General features: G+C 64.1%; 14 protein-coding genes. 3 read left to right on the top strand and 11 right to left on the bottom strand.

From position 1 onward, the window contains the following. Positions 1–284 precede the first annotated feature (284 nt). The 3 genes from VFH65_RS19390 to VFH65_RS19380 are packed head-to-tail and all read right to left on the bottom strand — an operon-like array spanning position 285 to position 3,296. The gene (locus tag VFH65_RS19390) at positions 285–1,454 is read right to left on the bottom strand and encodes a RelA/SpoT domain-containing protein (protein ID WP_353323642.1); all 1,170 of its coding nucleotides are present in this window, start codon (positions 1,452–1,454) and stop codon (positions 285–287) included. Between the two features lie 30 nt (positions 1,455–1,484). Continuing rightward, positions 1,485–2,429, bottom strand: coding sequence for a hypothetical protein (locus tag VFH65_RS19385; protein WP_353323640.1), 945 nt, complete (start codon positions 2,427–2,429; stop codon positions 1,485–1,487). A 27-nt stretch (positions 2,430–2,456) separates the two neighbouring features. Next, a complete protein-coding gene (locus tag VFH65_RS19380; RefSeq protein ID WP_353323639.1) occupies positions 2,457–3,296 on the bottom strand; it encodes an S-4TM family putative pore-forming effector in 840 nt (279 codons plus the stop codon). A gap of 158 nt (positions 3,297–3,454) precedes the next feature. On the opposite strand from VFH65_RS19380, the gene car reads away from it, so the two are divergent. Beyond that, entirely contained in the window at positions 3,455–6,976 is a 3,522-nt protein-coding gene (car, locus tag VFH65_RS19375) for a carboxylic acid reductase (RefSeq protein WP_353323638.1), read from the top strand. A gap of 84 nt (positions 6,977–7,060) precedes the next feature. Here car and VFH65_RS19370 read toward each other — a convergent pair whose 3' ends face one another. After that, positions 7,061–7,603: a DUF6611 family protein gene (locus VFH65_RS19370; protein WP_353323636.1), complete on the bottom strand. Its 543-nt coding sequence runs from the start codon at positions 7,601–7,603 to the stop codon at positions 7,061–7,063. A 117-nt stretch (positions 7,604–7,720) separates the two neighbouring features. Between VFH65_RS19370 and VFH65_RS19365 the strand changes: the two genes are divergently transcribed. Together VFH65_RS19365 and VFH65_RS19360 are read left to right on the top strand one after the other, a co-directional pair. Beyond that, a complete protein-coding gene (locus tag VFH65_RS19365; protein WP_353323635.1) occupies positions 7,721–8,755 on the top strand; it encodes an epoxyqueuosine reductase in 1,035 nt (344 codons plus the stop codon). A 124-nt stretch (positions 8,756–8,879) separates the two neighbouring features. Continuing rightward, entirely contained in the window at positions 8,880–9,575 is a 696-nt protein-coding gene (locus VFH65_RS19360; RefSeq protein WP_414688458.1) for a cutinase family protein, read from the top strand. A gap of 4 nt (positions 9,576–9,579) precedes the next feature. On the opposite strand, the gene pth is transcribed toward VFH65_RS19360, so the two are convergent. The 7 genes from pth to glmU form a co-directional block, all read right to left on the bottom strand. Next, positions 9,580–10,158: an aminoacyl-tRNA hydrolase gene (gene pth / locus VFH65_RS19355; protein ID WP_353323632.1), complete on the bottom strand. Its 579-nt coding sequence runs from the start codon at positions 10,156–10,158 to the stop codon at positions 9,580–9,582. An 18-nt stretch (positions 10,159–10,176) separates the two neighbouring features. Then, positions 10,177–10,851: a 50S ribosomal protein L25/general stress protein Ctc gene (locus VFH65_RS19350; protein ID WP_353323630.1), complete on the bottom strand. Its 675-nt coding sequence runs from the start codon at positions 10,849–10,851 to the stop codon at positions 10,177–10,179. 161 nt (positions 10,852–11,012) lie between these two features. Further along, positions 11,013–11,882: an oxidoreductase gene (locus VFH65_RS19345; protein ID WP_353323628.1), complete on the bottom strand. Its 870-nt coding sequence runs from the start codon at positions 11,880–11,882 to the stop codon at positions 11,013–11,015. 41 nt (positions 11,883–11,923) lie between these two features. After that, positions 11,924–12,610, bottom strand: coding sequence for an LpqN/LpqT family lipoprotein (locus tag VFH65_RS19340; protein ID WP_414688457.1), 687 nt, complete (start codon positions 12,608–12,610; stop codon positions 11,924–11,926). A 2-nt stretch (positions 12,611–12,612) separates the two neighbouring features. Further along, positions 12,613–12,957 carry an arsenate reductase (glutaredoxin) gene (gene arsC, locus VFH65_RS19335; RefSeq protein ID WP_353323625.1) on the bottom strand — a complete coding sequence of 115 codons (345 nt, stop codon included), beginning with the start codon at positions 12,955–12,957 and terminating at the stop codon, positions 12,613–12,615. After that, positions 12,957–13,937 (bottom strand): ribose-phosphate diphosphokinase, encoded by a 981-nt coding sequence (locus VFH65_RS19330; protein ID WP_353323623.1) that lies wholly within the window; start codon positions 13,935–13,937, stop codon positions 12,957–12,959. The genes arsC and VFH65_RS19330 overlap by 1 nt, the downstream gene beginning before the upstream one ends. A gap of 75 nt (positions 13,938–14,012) precedes the next feature. After that, on the bottom strand, positions 14,013–15,313 hold a 1,301-nt coding region (gene glmU, locus VFH65_RS19325), incomplete at its 5' end, for a bifunctional UDP-N-acetylglucosamine diphosphorylase/glucosamine-1-phosphate N-acetyltransferase GlmU (RefSeq protein WP_353323621.1).

The following is a 15,313-nucleotide window of genomic DNA, read 5'->3' as shown; positions in this document are numbered from 1 at the left end:
CGGTGCTGCCGTGTCGAGTCCGGAAGACTGCGGATTGAGGTGATCCGCCCACGTGGTCACGCCGAGCACCCGGTAGTCGATCGGGTGTCCGCCGTCCTGTCGCCTTGGATTCACGGGTGCCAACGGTACTACACGGCTCTTTACCGATCCATCCATTTGCTGAGTTGTCGTTCGCGCAGTCACAATGCTGCCGGGTCGCCGTGTTTCGTCGCTCTCATCGTGGACGGCGATTTGCTGCTCGGAGAGTGCTCCTGATCTTCTTCGATGGAGTTCAAGGTATTGCGTCATCCCGCCTTCTCCGAACTAAGTTCCCGGTGAACTGCCGCGATTTGCTGCCACAGCGGGGGATACATCAGATCGATGGTCGGCATATGGGGGGATCCGAGCAATCGGATAATCGAGAACACTAACCATGCTCGATCGAACGGAATCCGGACCTTGGCATCGTCGCAGCGCCGAACCAGGACAGCAAGCCAATGCTCCCACCGGTGCTGTTCGGATTCGATCTCGTCGAGTGCTGCCTGAAGATCGCCCCAGGTCTTGATTTGGGTGCGCCTGCAGACCTCTAGGCAGATGTCGGTCTCGTCGCCGATCTCCACGACGCCGGGCCATTCAGAACACTGGAACCCCGCTCGAGCAGCGAGTTCTCGCAGGCATCTCAGTTGACCCGCGTATCTATTGTTCTCTTGGCAGTGCTGCAGCAGATACTCGTCGGGTTCAAGCGTTAGCCGCCCCTCCCTTTTGGCGAACTTAGTCCGGAGCACAGTCTGTTCCTGGCGAATTGAAAGGCTGAGATCCATTAGGTGGTCGTCCAGCAGTTTTGATGTCGACGCAAGTCGTTGGAGCTTGCGTTGCACGTTTTTCGGGACACCCTCCCGGTTCTTGTAAAATCCGGCGTGCGACACGCGACTCCACGCCTCCTGCATGACCGTATGTATCTGCAGCTCCCATCTAAATCTTGCGGCCATCCTTCTGCGCTTCGCAGAGACATCTGTGCAATATCGGTGGATCCAATCGTTCTCACCCAGGCGAATCGTGTAGTGAACGCCCGAGTAGCCACGCGAGCGCCCGAGGCCTTCGTCGTGCTCGATGGGCTCTGGAAGTGCGTGTTTGAGCAGTCCTTCCAGTGCGGAGTCCACGAGTTCCAATTCACCGGTGTGGATAACGACGACGCGGCAGCCGATCAGATCGGGTAGCTCCTCCAGCGTCTCGTGTCGCTCAGCGATCCGCTCCAGACACGAGTCTCTCTGCTTCACACGTGCATAGACAACTGGGTACCCAGGCATCCATGCGTAGTCCTTCCTGCTGATTGCCTCACGGACGTGTCTGTTGATCAGCCCCTCCACCTGACGTTGAATGGACGCCTGGGTCGCGACTAGGGCAGGCAATGCCCTGTCGTACTTCACGCCCTCCGCATGCGTCGTCCGCGCCAAGCGCCCCGGTTCGTCAGCCATAGCAAATCTCCTGTGTGTGAAGGGGAATCGTCAAATCAACGGGTGCGGATGGAAGGTGGTGGCACCATCGCGCCAGAACTTCTCGCGCTCCAGTTCCGACGTCACATAGCGGCCGTCGATAACGGGATCTACGACTCGCGCGAAGTGCAACGGACCATGATCGCCGTCAAGGGCAAGGCGAGTAACAACTTTCGTGAGCGAGTCGTCTCCGATCACGGCCTCAGTACTTGTCTCGCGATCTTCTGGGGTGGACATTGCAGCTGCTGTGACCAGTTCCCGATAAACTCCGCTCGCAATCTCGCTGTCGATCGTCGACCAATAGACGGCTCTCTCCTCGGCCGACCGAACTTCCGTGCGACCCTGTCCGTCGCCGAATCGAGCCACTGTGTGGCGAATCCACGGTCGAGGCTGCAGTATCTCCAAGACGCTCAGTTCGAGAGCGCGGCTCCAGCCCACCCCGGTAGCGGAGCGGACAGTCATACTCAGTCTCGGTGTCGCATCGGGGTCGAGCATTGCGGCGAATACAAGCTTCTGCGCGGGGTCGATCCAACCGGTCACCTCTGCGGAACGCGGCGTGAACGCGAAGGGCACCTCAGGCAGCCGAAAACCCATGTCGCGCTTGTGGAAGCGGGTGACGAACTCGAACGACGCGAACAGTTCGCGCCTAGCTCCCGCAAGCGCCTGCTCCGGTGTCTTGTGTACTGCCGAGCCCGTCGTAGTCTTCTCGTTCGCCGCGGTGTCACTCTGGTGCAGGAGCACGACGATCGCACGTTCGACGCCTTCGCTGATGGCCCGGTCGACGACTTCCTGATTCGGTTCCACATCGCTTGCGTAGCCGAATGCCTCCACCCGCCCGAGGTGATCGGATACGACGCATCGCGCGATGGCCGTGTAATAGTTGCCATCAGGGGGGTCTGACGGCGCGAACCGGACGGACCTCACCTCGTAGGTGATGGCTCGTGAATCCTGCGTCATCTCACTGCACTGCATCTGGAAATCCCGCTATGACTGCGGCTTTCGTCGCTTTGAGGTCCACCACGACACGATTTGGTAGATGAAGACGGGCACGATCACGCGATTGGCTCTGAGTGCGTTGATTCGCTCCTGGAAGATGGCCAAAGATTGCGTCGACCCCGTCGAGGCGTCGACTGCTGGGTCGTAAGCGCGGATCTCTCCGCTCAATCGGCTCCTGGCGCGCGCATGCGTGAACGACTGCACCGCAACCCGACCGATCTGCGAAACGATGGCGATCACGGCAACGGTTGTCAGAGTGACGCCGGTCGAGCGAAAAATCTGGCCTGCTTCGAGCCTGAGGTAGACGGCGAGAACTGCCAGGCAGACCAACCCAATGGTGATGGCCCACAACCAACGGGTTAGGGCACCGAACCGAAGCGACTCCAGTTGAGCAGCGCGGACCTGATGTAGGTAATCGTCGGGTGGTTCGCATTCGGCAAACCATTTCTTGGTGTCTTGTTTACCGCCGGCCGGAACGTAACGCTGCTGCCAGGTGGCGACGTCCTTGGCGCTGATCTCGCTGGGATACGGCTTGGCGATGTCGTAGATGCGGTATTCGAACTCATTGCGCAAAATACGGCCGCGCTCTTTCCACTGGGAGTACTTGTGCAGGAGTACGGCTATGGCCGCGGCGATGAGGTACTGCACAAGCATGTTCAGCGGGGTGTCCTCTTTGAGCAGCGCCTGGCTGATCGGCGCCAGTATCGCCACCACCACGGCGGCGACGTTCCATCGGGATCCGCGTCGGTCGCAGTACAGCGACGCCTGGATCAACTTCTGCGCTTCATCGTCTGCCTGGCGTGTTTGCAGCAGCTGCGGAGTCGTCACCGCTCCCTCCCTAGTTCGCGGCCAGCTTAGTGGTTTCCGCGGTGTGGAGGCCGGTTTGCTGAAGTCCCGAGAAATTCGTGTCGCTCGACGGTCGTCGGGGTCGTCAACCAGCCGTCGATGCAAACTAGACTCCGGTCCAATAGTCAAGGAGGCGCCGTGTGTCAGCACGACCCAGCGACCGCGGAGACCGCGTCACCCGTCGGATCGCCAGCCTGTCGGTAACCGACCGCCAGTTCGCCTCCGCGAAGCCAGATCCGCAGGTCTCACGTCTTATCGACCCGCCGCACGTCCGATTGACGGAGATCGTGCAGATCGTGTTGGAGCGCTATGCCGACCGCCCGGCGCTCGGCCAGCGGATAGTCGACTACCGCACCGATCCCGACACTTCGCGCACGACAGCTGACCTCGTTCCCCGATTCGAAGTGATCACCTACCGCGAGCTGTCGGCGCGCAGCCGTGCTGTCGCGGACGGATTGGTCGCCGGCGGCGTGCGAGCGGGTGATCGCGTGGCCACGCTGGGGTTCAACAGCGTCGAGTACACGGTGCTCGACTTGGCGATCGTGCAGATCGGCGCGGTCGCCGTTCCACTGCCGATCGGTGCGCCCGCTGCTCATTTGCAGTTGATCGTCGCAGAGACCGAGCCGATGCTGATCGCTTGCAGCACAGAGTATCTCGATGACGCTATCCAGTTCGTCGGAAGCGCACCCGGCGCCGCCGGGCGCTTGTTGGTGTTCGACTTTCACCAAGCCTGCGACGATCATCGCGACGCTCTCGACGCCGTTCGACTCCGGTTGTCAGGCTCTATGACGAACGTCGACGTGCAGACGCTCGCCGAGGTGCAAACCCGCGGATTGGGGCAACCGCGAACGCAATCGCGTGTACCCGACGAGTCAGATCCGTTGAGTCTCCTCGTCTATACGTCCGGAAGTTCGGGCACACCAAAGGGCGCAATGCATCCGGCGAGCCTGGTGGCCAACGCCTGGCGCCCCTCGAGCCGTGCGGCCTGGGGGCATCCCAGTGACGCCCCGATGATTACGTTGTCGTTCCTGCCGATGAGCCACATGTCAGGGCGGGGGTTACTGTACAGCACGCTGGGAAGCGGTGGTACTGCGTATTTCGCCGCCAACAGCGATCTTTCGACGATATTGGATGACCTCGCGCTGGTTCGGCCAACGCAGCTGGACTTCGTTCCGCGTATGTGGGACGTGCTGTACGACGAGTTCATTTCTGAAGTCGACCGCAGGTGCGGTGCCGCTGATCGTGCCGAGGTTGAAGCCGACGTGCTAGCCGACATAAGGCGTTCCCGGTTGGGCGCTCGGTACCTGTCGGTCATGACGGGTTCGGCGCCGACGTCGGCCCGGGTGCGGGCGTGGGCAGAATCGTTGTTGGATATGCACCTCTCCGAGGGCTACGGATCGACAGAGACGGGGGTGATACTCGTCGACGGGCGGGTGCGGCGGCCCCCTGTGACCGACTACAAGCTGGTCGACGTCCCTGAGTTGGGTTACTTCCACACCGACCGGCCGAACCCCCGCGGCGAGCTGCTGGTGAAATCGAACGCCGTCATCCCGGGCTACTACAAGCGACCCGACGCGACGGCCGAAATGTTCGACGAAGACGGCTATTACCGGACCGGCGACATCGTCGCCGAAGAAGGTCCCGATCAGTTGCGATACATCGATCGGCGCAACAACATCATCAAGCTTTCGCAGGGTGAGTTTGTCGCTGTCTCGAAGGTCGAGGCGGTATTCGGTGCGACAACGCATGTTCGGCAGATCTATATTCACGGCGACAGCAGCCGGCCCTATCTGCTGGCAGTGGTCGTACCCACCGAAGAGTCACTGGACGACAACGACATGGCGTCGCTGCGAGCGCTGATCCACGCCTCGATGGTGGAAGCCGCACGCGCGGCAGGCCTACGGGCGCACGAGGTTCCGCGCGATTTCATTATTGACACCGCTCCGTTCACCACGCAGAACGGGTTGTTGACTTCAGTCGGCAAGCCGGCGTTGGCCGAGCTGCGCGCACATTATGGGCCCGCGCTGGATCGGCATTACACCGACCTCGCCGAAAAAGATGCAAGCGAGTTGCGCGAGCTCCGACGCAACGGCGCCGAGCGGTCAGTCTTCGAAACAGTCAGGCGCGCGGCAGGCACCCTGCTTGGTGTTCCCGCATCGGATCTGCGAATCGACGAGCCGTTCTACGCAATTGGAGGAGATTCGCTCTCCGGGTTGGCCTTCTCCAATTTGTTGCGTCAGATCTACGACATCGACGTAGGCGTGAACGTGATCCTTGGCCCTGCCGCCAGCCTGCGGTCGCTCGTCGCCTATATCGAAGCGCGGCGGCAATCGGTTCCGGCGCGGCCGAGTTTCGCGTCGGTGCACGGCAAGGCCGTCACTCAAGTGCACGCGCGCGACCTCACGCTCGACAAGTTCCTCGACGAAACGACGATCGCGGGAGCGCCAGAATTACCAGGTCCCACCGACAGGCTCAACACGGTTCTGTTAACCGGTGCGACAGGATTTCTCGGTCGATTTCTTGCGTTGGAACTGCTCGAGCGCATGGCGCAGGTCGACGGCAAGGTGATCTGCCTGGTGCGCGCCAGCGACAACGCCGCCGCAAGGCGGCGCTTGGACGCCACGTTCCGCGGCGGTCCCAATCTCTTGCAGTGCTTTGAAGAGCTGGCCGCCGGGAGACTCGAGGTGCTCAGCGGCGACAAGATCGAACCGGAACTCGGCCTTGAAAAGTCGACGTGGCAGCGGCTGGCCGAGACCGTCGACCTGATTGTCGATCCGGCCGCGATGGTCAACCACGTACTGCCCTACAGCCAGCTCTTCGCGCCCAACACAATTGGCACGGCGGAGCTGATCAGGTTGGCGCTCACCACCAGAATCAAGCCGTTCGCCTATGTCTCGACTGCGGGCGTCGGAGCTGGGCTCGACGCGCGTGAGTTCAACGAGGACAACGACATCAGGAGGATCAGCGGCAGTCGGATCGTCGATGACAGCTACGCCAACGGCTATGTCAACAGCAAGTGGGCAAGCGAGGTGCTGCTGCGCGAGAGCTACGACTTGTGCGGTCTACCTGTTGCGGTCTTTCGCTGCGACATGATCTCCGCTCATCCGCACTTCGCCGGCCAACTCAATCTTGCAGACACGTTCACCCGCGTGATGCTGAGCGTGCTCGCCACAGGAATTGCCCCGAAGTCCTTCTACGTGCCAGATGCCGATGGCAACCGCCAGCGAGCTGACCACGCCGGCCTTCCAGTGGATTTCGTCGCGAAGGCAATATCGACGATCGGCGGAAGCTCGCTGAACGGCTTCAACACCTTCCACGTCGTGAACCCGCACCGCGACGGAATCGGCATGGACGAATACGTTGACTGGCTGATCGACGCCGGCCACTCCATCGCCCGTATCGATGACTACGCGGAGTGGCTGCGGCGGTTTGAAACCAGCTTGCGAGGCTTGCCTGATCTGCCACGCCAAGCCTCGTTGTTACCGCTGCTCCGGAACTATCAGCGTCCGGCGAACCCGCAGCGAGCTCCCATCGCGCCTACCGATCGTTTTCGAGCTGCGGTTCGGAGCGCAAAGATCGGTCCAGACGGCGAAATCCCTCACGTGTTGGCCCGTGACATCGCGAAATACGTCTCTGACCTAAAGTTGCTCGGGCTTACTTAGAAACGAACGCGCCGGTCTAGGGCCCACACCGCAGGAAATGCAGTGGCCCGGTGTTGGTGACCATCGATACGGTCGCACCCAGGGCTAGGCAGCGCTGGTGGTGCGCCCGGATTCCATCTGGTCGTACACCCGCCACCACGTCAGCTCATGCTCCGCAGGCGTGAGCTGCCCTCGCTTGCGCCGGTCGTCGGCTTCCATCAGCGTGCTCGCGAGTGTTTCCAGCTTGTGCCGGGTGGCCGCCGAAGCCGGGTCGTGATGTCCGGCCATCACCAACGCCGCCATGGTGCGTACCCGAGTGCGCGCATCGCCGGCCATCGCCATCGCGGCCACGCCCGAGCAGGCGAAGACGGCAGTAGAAATCGCCAGTGCTGCCCACGGCCCGGTCATATTGGTGAGCGCGAGCTCGCAGACAACCCACACCAGCGCGCCCCACAGCGGCCAGCCCCGCGCCACCCGCACGCGGCGCCGCTCGGACTCGCTGATCCCCGGCGGGTACACGACCAACTGATACCGGGTCACCCCGAATCGGTCCGGCGTGATGTCGATCGACCCCCACGGGCGGTCGCCGTCGAGCACCCGCAGCCAGCCCCTGCGCAGCAGGCCGGAGTCCGCCCGCTCGTCGTCCATAACTTTGGGTGTACCCGCAATTGAGGACCAAGTGTGCCCGTCCGAACACTTTCTTTACGAGCCCCCCGGGCCTTTTAACGTCGCTCAAACAGCTGAGTATTGTGTACTATACCTAGCATGGCCACGCAGAGAACCCCGACTCGGCTCGCCGACCACCCGACGGTTCGCAAGGTGCGGGCGCGCAGGAGCGAAAAGCCGGGCGTGATCGACGCCGAGTGGCTGCGGCAGATATGTCTGGACGCCGGCGTCGACGACGTTGCATTCGCCAGCGTCGACAACCCGGACCTGGCCGGCGAGCGCGAACACGTCGACGCGGCGCTGCCAGGGACACAGAGCTACATCTCGCTGGTCGTCAAGATGAACCGCGACAACGTCCGCTCGACCGCGCGCAGCGTGGCCAACCAGGAGTTCCACCGCAGCGGCGAGATCATGAACGAGGCGGCGCACCGGATCACCCGTGCGCTGCAGGACGCCGGATACCGAGCCATCAACCCGTCGATGTCGTTTCCGATGGAGATGGACAAATTCCCTGGCCGCATCTGGGTGGTCGCACACAAGCCGGTAGCGGTGGCCTCCGGCCTGGGCGTGATGGGCATTCACCGCAACGTGATCCACCCGCGATTCGGCAACTTCATCCTGCTCGGCACCGTCCTCGTTGCCGCGCCTATCGCCAGTTACGGTGAGCCGCTGGACTATTCGCCGTGCCTGGAGTGCAAGCTGTGCGTGGCGGCCTGCCCCGTCGGCGCGATCAAGAAGAACGGCGATTTCGACTTCGTCGCCTGCTCGGTGCACAACTACCGCGAGTTCATGGGCGGCTTCACCGACTGGGCTCAGACCATTGCCGACAGCACCGACGGCGCCGACTTTCGATCCCGCGTCACCGATTCCGAGAACGCGTCGATGTGGCAGAGCCTGTCGTTCAAGGCGAACTACAAGGCCGCCTACTGCCTGGCAGTGTGCCCGGCAGGCGAGGACGTCATCGAGCCCTACCTCGACGACCGCAAAGGGTTCATGGACTTGGTGCTCAAGCCCCTTCAAGAGAAGAAGGAAACGCTCTATGTGCTGCCGAACTCGGCGGCCAAGGAGCATGCCGAACGCCGCTACCCGCACAAGGAAGTGAAGGTCGTCGACAGCGGCATCCAGGGACGCTGAAGCCGCTAGCAGGGCTAAGGAATAATTCTGCGGTGGGTGGGCGTTTGCCCATCGCATGAAGATCATCGATGTGGCGGCGTTTCGCGCCAAGTCAGAAACTGTTCCGCCGCTGCGTCGGCTTCTCATGGGTGTTGCGGCAGTGCTGATTTCGGGTGTGACGTTGGTCGCACCCGCTTTGCTTCCGTCCGGCGCTACGACCATCGCCTCGGCGCAGGCGGATTCGTGTCCCGACGTCCAGGTGGTGTTCGCGCGGGGCACGGACGAGCCGGCCGGCACAGGGCGCGTCGGTGACGCGTTCGTCGACGCGCTGCGTCCACTGGTGGGCGGCAAGTCGGTCGCGGTGTACGCCGTCAACTACCCCGCGACCCGCGATTTCCTGCGCGCTGCCGAAGGCGCCAATGACGCCAGCGCGTTCGTGCAGAACACCGTGACGACCTGCCCCGACACCAAGATTGTGCTCGGCGGGTACTCGCAGGGAGCGGCGGTGATCGACATCATCACCGTGGCCGGCCAGCCCATGCTCGGGTTCACCAATCCGTTACCGGCCAACGTCGCCGACCATGTCGCGGCGGTGGCCGTGTTCGGCAACCCGTCGATCCGCCTGCTCGGCGGACCACTGACCGCGTTGAGCCCGGCGTATGGATACAAGACCATCGACTTGTGCAACGGGGCAGATCCGGTGTGCTCCAACGGCGATGACAGGCCTGCGCACAGCCTTTACGCTGAAGCCGGCTTGACAACGCAGGCAGCGCAATTCGTCGCCGACCGGCTCAGCTCTCAGGCGCCGGTCAGTACGTTGGCCGGCCAGAGCCAGGGGTGAGGCGTTAGCCCCAGGCGTGCACGACGTTCTGTGCAGGCTCAAGGCCTTGCGCCACAAGCAGTTCGGCGGCGTCGGCGGCCTGCTCACAGATCGTCGGCACGTCGGCCCGCTCGGCGGCGGTGAAGTTGCCCAGCACGAACGCCGCGCCCTCCGTGCGCCCTGGCGGGCGCCCGATTCCGATCCGCACCCGCTGAAAGTCCTTGGTGCCCAACGCGGCAGCCACCGAACGCAGTCCGTTGTGGCCGGCAACGCCGCCGCCGAACTTGAGCCGGATGCGGCCGAACTCGATGTCGAGTTCGTCGTGGATCACCACGATGTCAGCCGGCGCCACCGAATAGAACTTCGCCAGTGGCCCGACTTGTCGTCCCGACTCGTTCATGTAGCAGCGCGGCTTGGCAACCACCACTGACCGCCCGGCAAGCTGCCCGGTCAAGATCTCCGCACCGGACTTCTTGTGCACCTTGAACTTCGACCCGATGCGGTCGGCCAGGATGTCGGCGACGACGAAGCCGAGGTTGTGCCGGGTTTTGGCGTAGGCGGGCCCGGGGTTGCCCAGGCCCACCACCAGCTGGGGGTCGGCCATGTCGAGTGAGAAAGCCGCCTACTCGGATTCCTCGGCGGGCGCCGCTTCGGCTTCCTCGCCTGCCTCTTCGGCTGCTTCGCCTTCGGCGGCCGCGGCTTCCTCGCCTGCGCCCTCGCTTTCGAGATCCTCAGCGGTCGGCGCCGCGACGACGTTGACCACCAGGGTCTCGGGATCCGACACCAGCGACACGCCCGCAGGCAGGGTGATCGAGCCAGCGGTGAACTGGGTGCCGATGTCGGCGCCCTCGACGGAGACGGTCAGCTGCTCGGGGATCGCCTGGACGTCGGCCTCGATCTCGATGCTGTTGGCGTCCTGGGTGACCAGGGTGCCCGGCACGGCTTCGCCCTCGACGACGACGTTGACCTCGACGGTCACCTTCTCGCCGCGCCGCACGACCAGCAGATCGGCGTGCTGGATGCTGCGGCGAATCGGGTGGATGTCGAGTGCTTTGGTCAGCGCGAGCTGCTCCTTGCCCTCGATGTCGAGGGTGAGCACGGCGTTCGTGCCGGAGTGACGCAGCACCGCCGAGAAGAGGCGGGCGTCAAGCTCAAGGTGTTGCGGATCTTCGCCGTGGCCGTAGAGGACCGCGGGAACCTTGCCCTCGCGACGGGCGCGACGCGACGCGCCCTTGCCGGTCTCGCGACGTACCAAAGCGATGATGTTGTTGGCGCTGCGACCCGCAGTCTTAGCCATGGTGTTGCTCCTGTTAGCCGTTCGTTTATCGGGCACGGCCAGGGTCGCAACTGAAGAAGATGCGTGTTCCCGTCGATAACGGTGGTCGAGCCACCCTCGCCGTGACGCCCGGAGCCGCTTGGCGGCGACATCGGGCACAGCGAGGTTACCCGATTAGATCCCTAGAGAGCGAATTTGGTGTCCGTGAGCTGCTCGGATAGCTCCCAGAGCGCGGTGGCGGTCTTCGCGCTGCGGGCCAGCGGGCTGCGCCAGTGATTTCCAGTCGGGCCCCGCATCGAGAACCGCGGGCCGATGAAGCTGTCGCCGGGCAGCTCCTGCGAGGCCGCGTACAGCGTCTGGCGCGCACCGAAGTCGGCGTCGGTGGCCAGCAGCTTGTTGCCAGCGTCCCATATCCGCGTCCCGAAGCGATTGCCGGTGTGGCCCTGCAGGTTGGTGGCGGAGTATCCGGGATGCGCGGCGTGTGCCTTCAGCCGTGACCCCGCGGCGTCGAGCCGGCGCTGCAGCTCGGTGGTGAAAAGCAGGTTCGCGAGTTTGGACTGTCCGTATGCGGGCCACGCGAAGTAGGGCCGCGACTTCCAGTTCAGATCCTTCAGGCTGATGTAGCCCAGCAGGTGCATCTGCGACGACACCGTCACCACCCGATCGGTGATCTTCGGAAGCAGCAGGTTCGTCAGCGCGAAGTGGCCGAGGTGGTTTGTGCCGATCTGGCTTTCGAACCCGTCCACGGTCAATGCGTACGGCACGGCCATGATGCCGGCATTGTTGATCAGCACGTCGACGCGCTCGACCCCGGCGGCGAACTCGTGCACCGATGACAGGTCCTGCAGGTCGAGCTTGCGGACCTCGACGTCGCCCGTCATGCCCGCCGCGGCCTCGTCACCCTTGGCCATGTTGCGCACGGCCAGAATCGTCTTGGCGCCGACGCGGGCCAGTTCGCGCGCGGTGACCAGGCCAAGGCCGCTGTTGGCGCCGGTGACGATCACGGTGCGTCCGGCGAAGGAAGGCAGATCTGCAGCGGTCCAAGCGCTCATGGCGATCACCTTAGTGCGGGCGGGCGGCTACTTCGGCACGCTTACTTCGGGGGCGCCTTCGGCATCGCGACGTTGAACCCGGCGATGATCGATTCGATGTCCGGCGCCTCCTCGGCGGCCTTCTCGGCGAAGCCGGTGACGGTGAACTGGACGAGGTAGCGCTGGTTTGGCGGAGCCGCCTGGCCGGCGACATTGGACTTCTGCGGTGCAGCGGTGGGGATGACGATGCGGTTGTAGCTGTGCATCCGGCGCCCGTTGAGGTCGTAGCTGCCCTCGATCATCGACGAGGGGAAGCCCTTCCAGTTGTCCGTCGACGCGTTGAGTCGCTTGAAGTTCTGCGACAGCTCCGCGTCGGCGTAACCGTGTTTGATGGCCTCGGCAACGTCGAAGTCGCCAGTCAGCCTGAACACCAACAGCATTGCCATCGGGTAGGTGTCGCCCTTGGCGATGGCGCGGGTACCCGGCGCCAGATTCGGATTCGCGTACGGATGCCACCCGGGCGGGGTCGGCATCGTCACGGTGAGATCGGTGAGCTTGTCGGGGGCGATGAGCTCACCGTTGACGCCCGCCTGCTCCAAAAACTGCGCGATCGGCACGGGCGGCTCTGTGCTGGTCGAGGTCGTGGTGGTGGCCGGCGTCGACCAGACCGACTGGTAGTCAGGGGTTTTCGCGCCGCAGCCCGTCGCGGCAAGCGTCGCCAGCGCGACGGTAGCCACGCAGAGGCGCAAGGTCACAGAATCTCGCGAACCGTATCGATCGGCCGGGCCAGCCTCGTGCCTTTGGGTGTGACGACGAACGGGCGCTCGATGAGGATGGGATTAGCGGCCATGGCGTCGAGCAACTCGTCGTCGCTGGCGTCGGCAAGGTTCAGCTCGGCGTACAGCGATTCGCGCTTGCGCACCGCCGTGCGCACGTCGATGCCGGCGTCCTTGATCATCTTGGCCAGCTCGGCGCGTGACGGCGGCGTCTTCAGGTACTGGACGACTTCAGGATCGATGCCGTTGTCCCGCAATAGATCCAGCGTCTTACGCGAGGTGGTGCAGCGTGGATTGTGATAGATGACGCTTCCAGCCACTACGCCGACCCGTCGAAAAGACCCGTCACCGAACCGTTTTCGAACACGGCGCGAATCGTGCTGGCAAGCAGGGGCGCGATGGACAACACCGTCAGCTGCGGGAACTGCTTGTCCTCACCCACCGGCAGCGTGTTGGTGACGATCACCTCGCGGGCACCGCACTCGGCGAGCCGCTGCGGCGCCGGGTCGGAAAGCACGCCGTGCGTCGCGGCGATGATCACGTCGCCTGCGCCGTCTTGGTGCAGGAGCTTGACCGCACCCGCGATCGTGCCGCCGGTGTCGATCATGTCGTCGGTCAGGATGCACGTCTTGCCCTTGACGTCACCGACCACCCGGTTCGACTTCACCTGGTTGGGAATCAGGGGGTCGCGGGTCTTGTGAATGAAGGCGAGCGGAACGCCGCCCAATGCATCGGCCCACTTCTCGGCGACCCTCACCCGGCCCGAGTCAGGGGAGACCACGACCATGTCGTGATCGGAGTAGTTCTCGGCGATGTAGCCGGTCAGCAGGTTCTGCGCCCGCATGTGATCGACCGGCCCGTCGAAGAAGCCCTGAATCTGGTCGGTGTGCAGATCGACGGTGAGGATCCGGTTAGCGCCCGCGGTCTTGAGCAGGTCAGCGACCAGCCTCGCCGAGATCGGCTCGCGGCCGCGATGCTTCTTGTCCTGCCGCGCATAGGGATAGAACGGCAGGATCGCGGTGATCCGCTTGGCGCTGCCGCGCTTGAGCGCATCGATCATGATCAGCTGTTCCATCAGCCACTGGTTCAGCGGTGCGGGATGGCTCTGCAGAACGAACGCGTCGCAGCCGCGGACCGATTCATCGAAGCGGACGAAGATCTCGCCGTTCGCGAAGTCCCGTGCGGTCTGCGCGGTGACCGGTGTATCAAGCTCCTTGGCCACCTGCTCGGCCAGTTCGGGGTGCGCGCGGCCCGAGAAGAGCATCAAATTTTTGCGGTTATCGGTCCACTCGGTGCCCACGGTGCCCTCATTGCTTGGGGATCGTTATCGGCTTAATCGTACGGGTAGCCAAAGGACCAACAACCGGCAACCGGCTCACGGCGTTGCGGCGTCGTCCGAGTCCGTTTGTTCGCCGGAAGGACTGGACGACGCCTTGGCTGAGTCCAATGCCGCCGCCGCTGCGGCGGCCGCCGCGGATCCGGGACGTTTGCGCGACACCCAGCCCTCGATGTTGCGCTGCGGGCCGGCCGATACGGCCAGCGCGCCTGGCGGAACGTCCTCACGCACCACCGTGCCCGCGCCGGTGTACGCGCCGTCCCCGACGGTGACCGGTGCGACGAACATGTTGTCCGAACCGGTTCGGACGTGCGATCCAATTGTGGTGCGGTTCTTGGTTTCTCCGTCGTAGTTGACGAACACGCTCGACGCGCCGATGTTGCTCTGCTCGCCGATGTCGGCGTCGCCGACGTAGGTCAGGTGTGGCACCTTGGTGCCGGGGCCGATGGACGAGTTCTTGGTTTCGACGAACGCGCCGAGCTTGCCCTCGGCGCCCAAGACGGTGCCGGGCCGCAGATACGCGAACGGCCCGACGGCAGCGCCGTCACCGATGACGGACTGCCCGCCGTGGGTGCGGACCACTACCGCCTCGTCGCCGACGGCAACGTCGGTCAGCGTGGTGTCCGGGCCGATCTGGCAGCCGCCGCCGATGCGGGTGGTGCCCAGCAGCTGCGTGCCCGGGTGGATGACGGTGTCGCGGCCGACGGTGACGTCGACGTCGATCCACGTCGTCGCCGGGTCGACGATCGTCACGCCGGCCCGCTGATGGGCGGCCACGATGCGCCGGTTCAGCTCGGCGCCCAGCTCCGCAAGCTGCACCCTGTCGTTGATTCCGGCGGCCAGCATGGAGTCGTCGATGTGCTTGGCCCCCACGACGTGGCCGTCGGAGCGCACGATCGAGATGACGTCAGTCAGGTAGAGCTCCTTCTGGGCGTTGTTCGAGCTCAGCCGGCTCAACGCCGAGCGCAGGTCGACGATGTCGAAGGCGTACACGCCGGCGTTGACCTCGCGGATGGCCCGTTGCGATTCGGTGGCGTCGGCCTGCTCGACGATGCCGATGACCTCGTTGTCCTGGGTGCGCAGGATGCGGCCGTAACCGGTCGGGTCGGGCACGGTGGTGGTGACGACGGTGACCGCGGCTGGTTGCGCGCTGTGGGATTCGATGAGCCCGGCCAGGGTGTCGGCGTCGAGCAGGGGGACGTCACCGGAGGTCACGACGACGGTGCCGGTGAACTCGTCGGGCAGTGCGCTCAGGCCGCAGGCCACGGCGTGGCCGGTGCCGAGCTGTTGATCCTGGATCGCGACGTCGATGGTGCGGCCCAGTTTGTCGGCCAGTTCGT

Origin of the sequence: Mycobacterium sp. (assembly GCF_035697385.1) — a bacterium.
Taxonomy (GTDB): domain Bacteria; phylum Actinomycetota; class Actinomycetes; order Mycobacteriales; family Mycobacteriaceae; genus Mycobacterium.
The sequence above is the reverse complement of the archived record's forward strand: the minus strand, read 5'-3'. Positions and strand labels throughout refer to the sequence as shown.

Bases quoted from the DNA above. Each gene is read 5' to 3' on its own strand.
- VFH65_RS19390 (WP_353323642.1), bottom strand. From the start codon at position 1,454: ATGGCTGACGAACCGGGGCGCTTGGCGCGGACGACGCATGCGGAGGGC.
- VFH65_RS19385 (WP_353323640.1), bottom strand. From the start codon at position 2,429: ATGACGCAGGATTCACGAGCCATCACCTACGAGGTGAGGTCCGTCCGG.
- VFH65_RS19370 (WP_353323636.1), bottom strand. From the start codon at position 7,603: ATGGACGACGAGCGGGCGGACTCCGGCCTGCTGCGCAGGGGCTGGCTG.
- VFH65_RS19365 (WP_353323635.1), top strand. From the start codon at position 7,721: ATGGCCACGCAGAGAACCCCGACTCGGCTCGCCGACCACCCGACGGTT.
- VFH65_RS19360 (WP_414688458.1), top strand. From the start codon at position 8,880: ATGGGTGTTGCGGCAGTGCTGATTTCGGGTGTGACGTTGGTCGCACCC.
- pth (WP_353323632.1), bottom strand. From the start codon at position 10,158: ATGGCCGACCCCCAGCTGGTGGTGGGCCTGGGCAACCCCGGGCCCGCC.
- VFH65_RS19350 (WP_353323630.1), bottom strand. From the start codon at position 10,851: ATGGCTAAGACTGCGGGTCGCAGCGCCAACAACATCATCGCTTTGGTA.
- VFH65_RS19345 (WP_353323628.1), bottom strand. From the start codon at position 11,882: ATGAGCGCTTGGACCGCTGCAGATCTGCCTTCCTTCGCCGGACGCACC.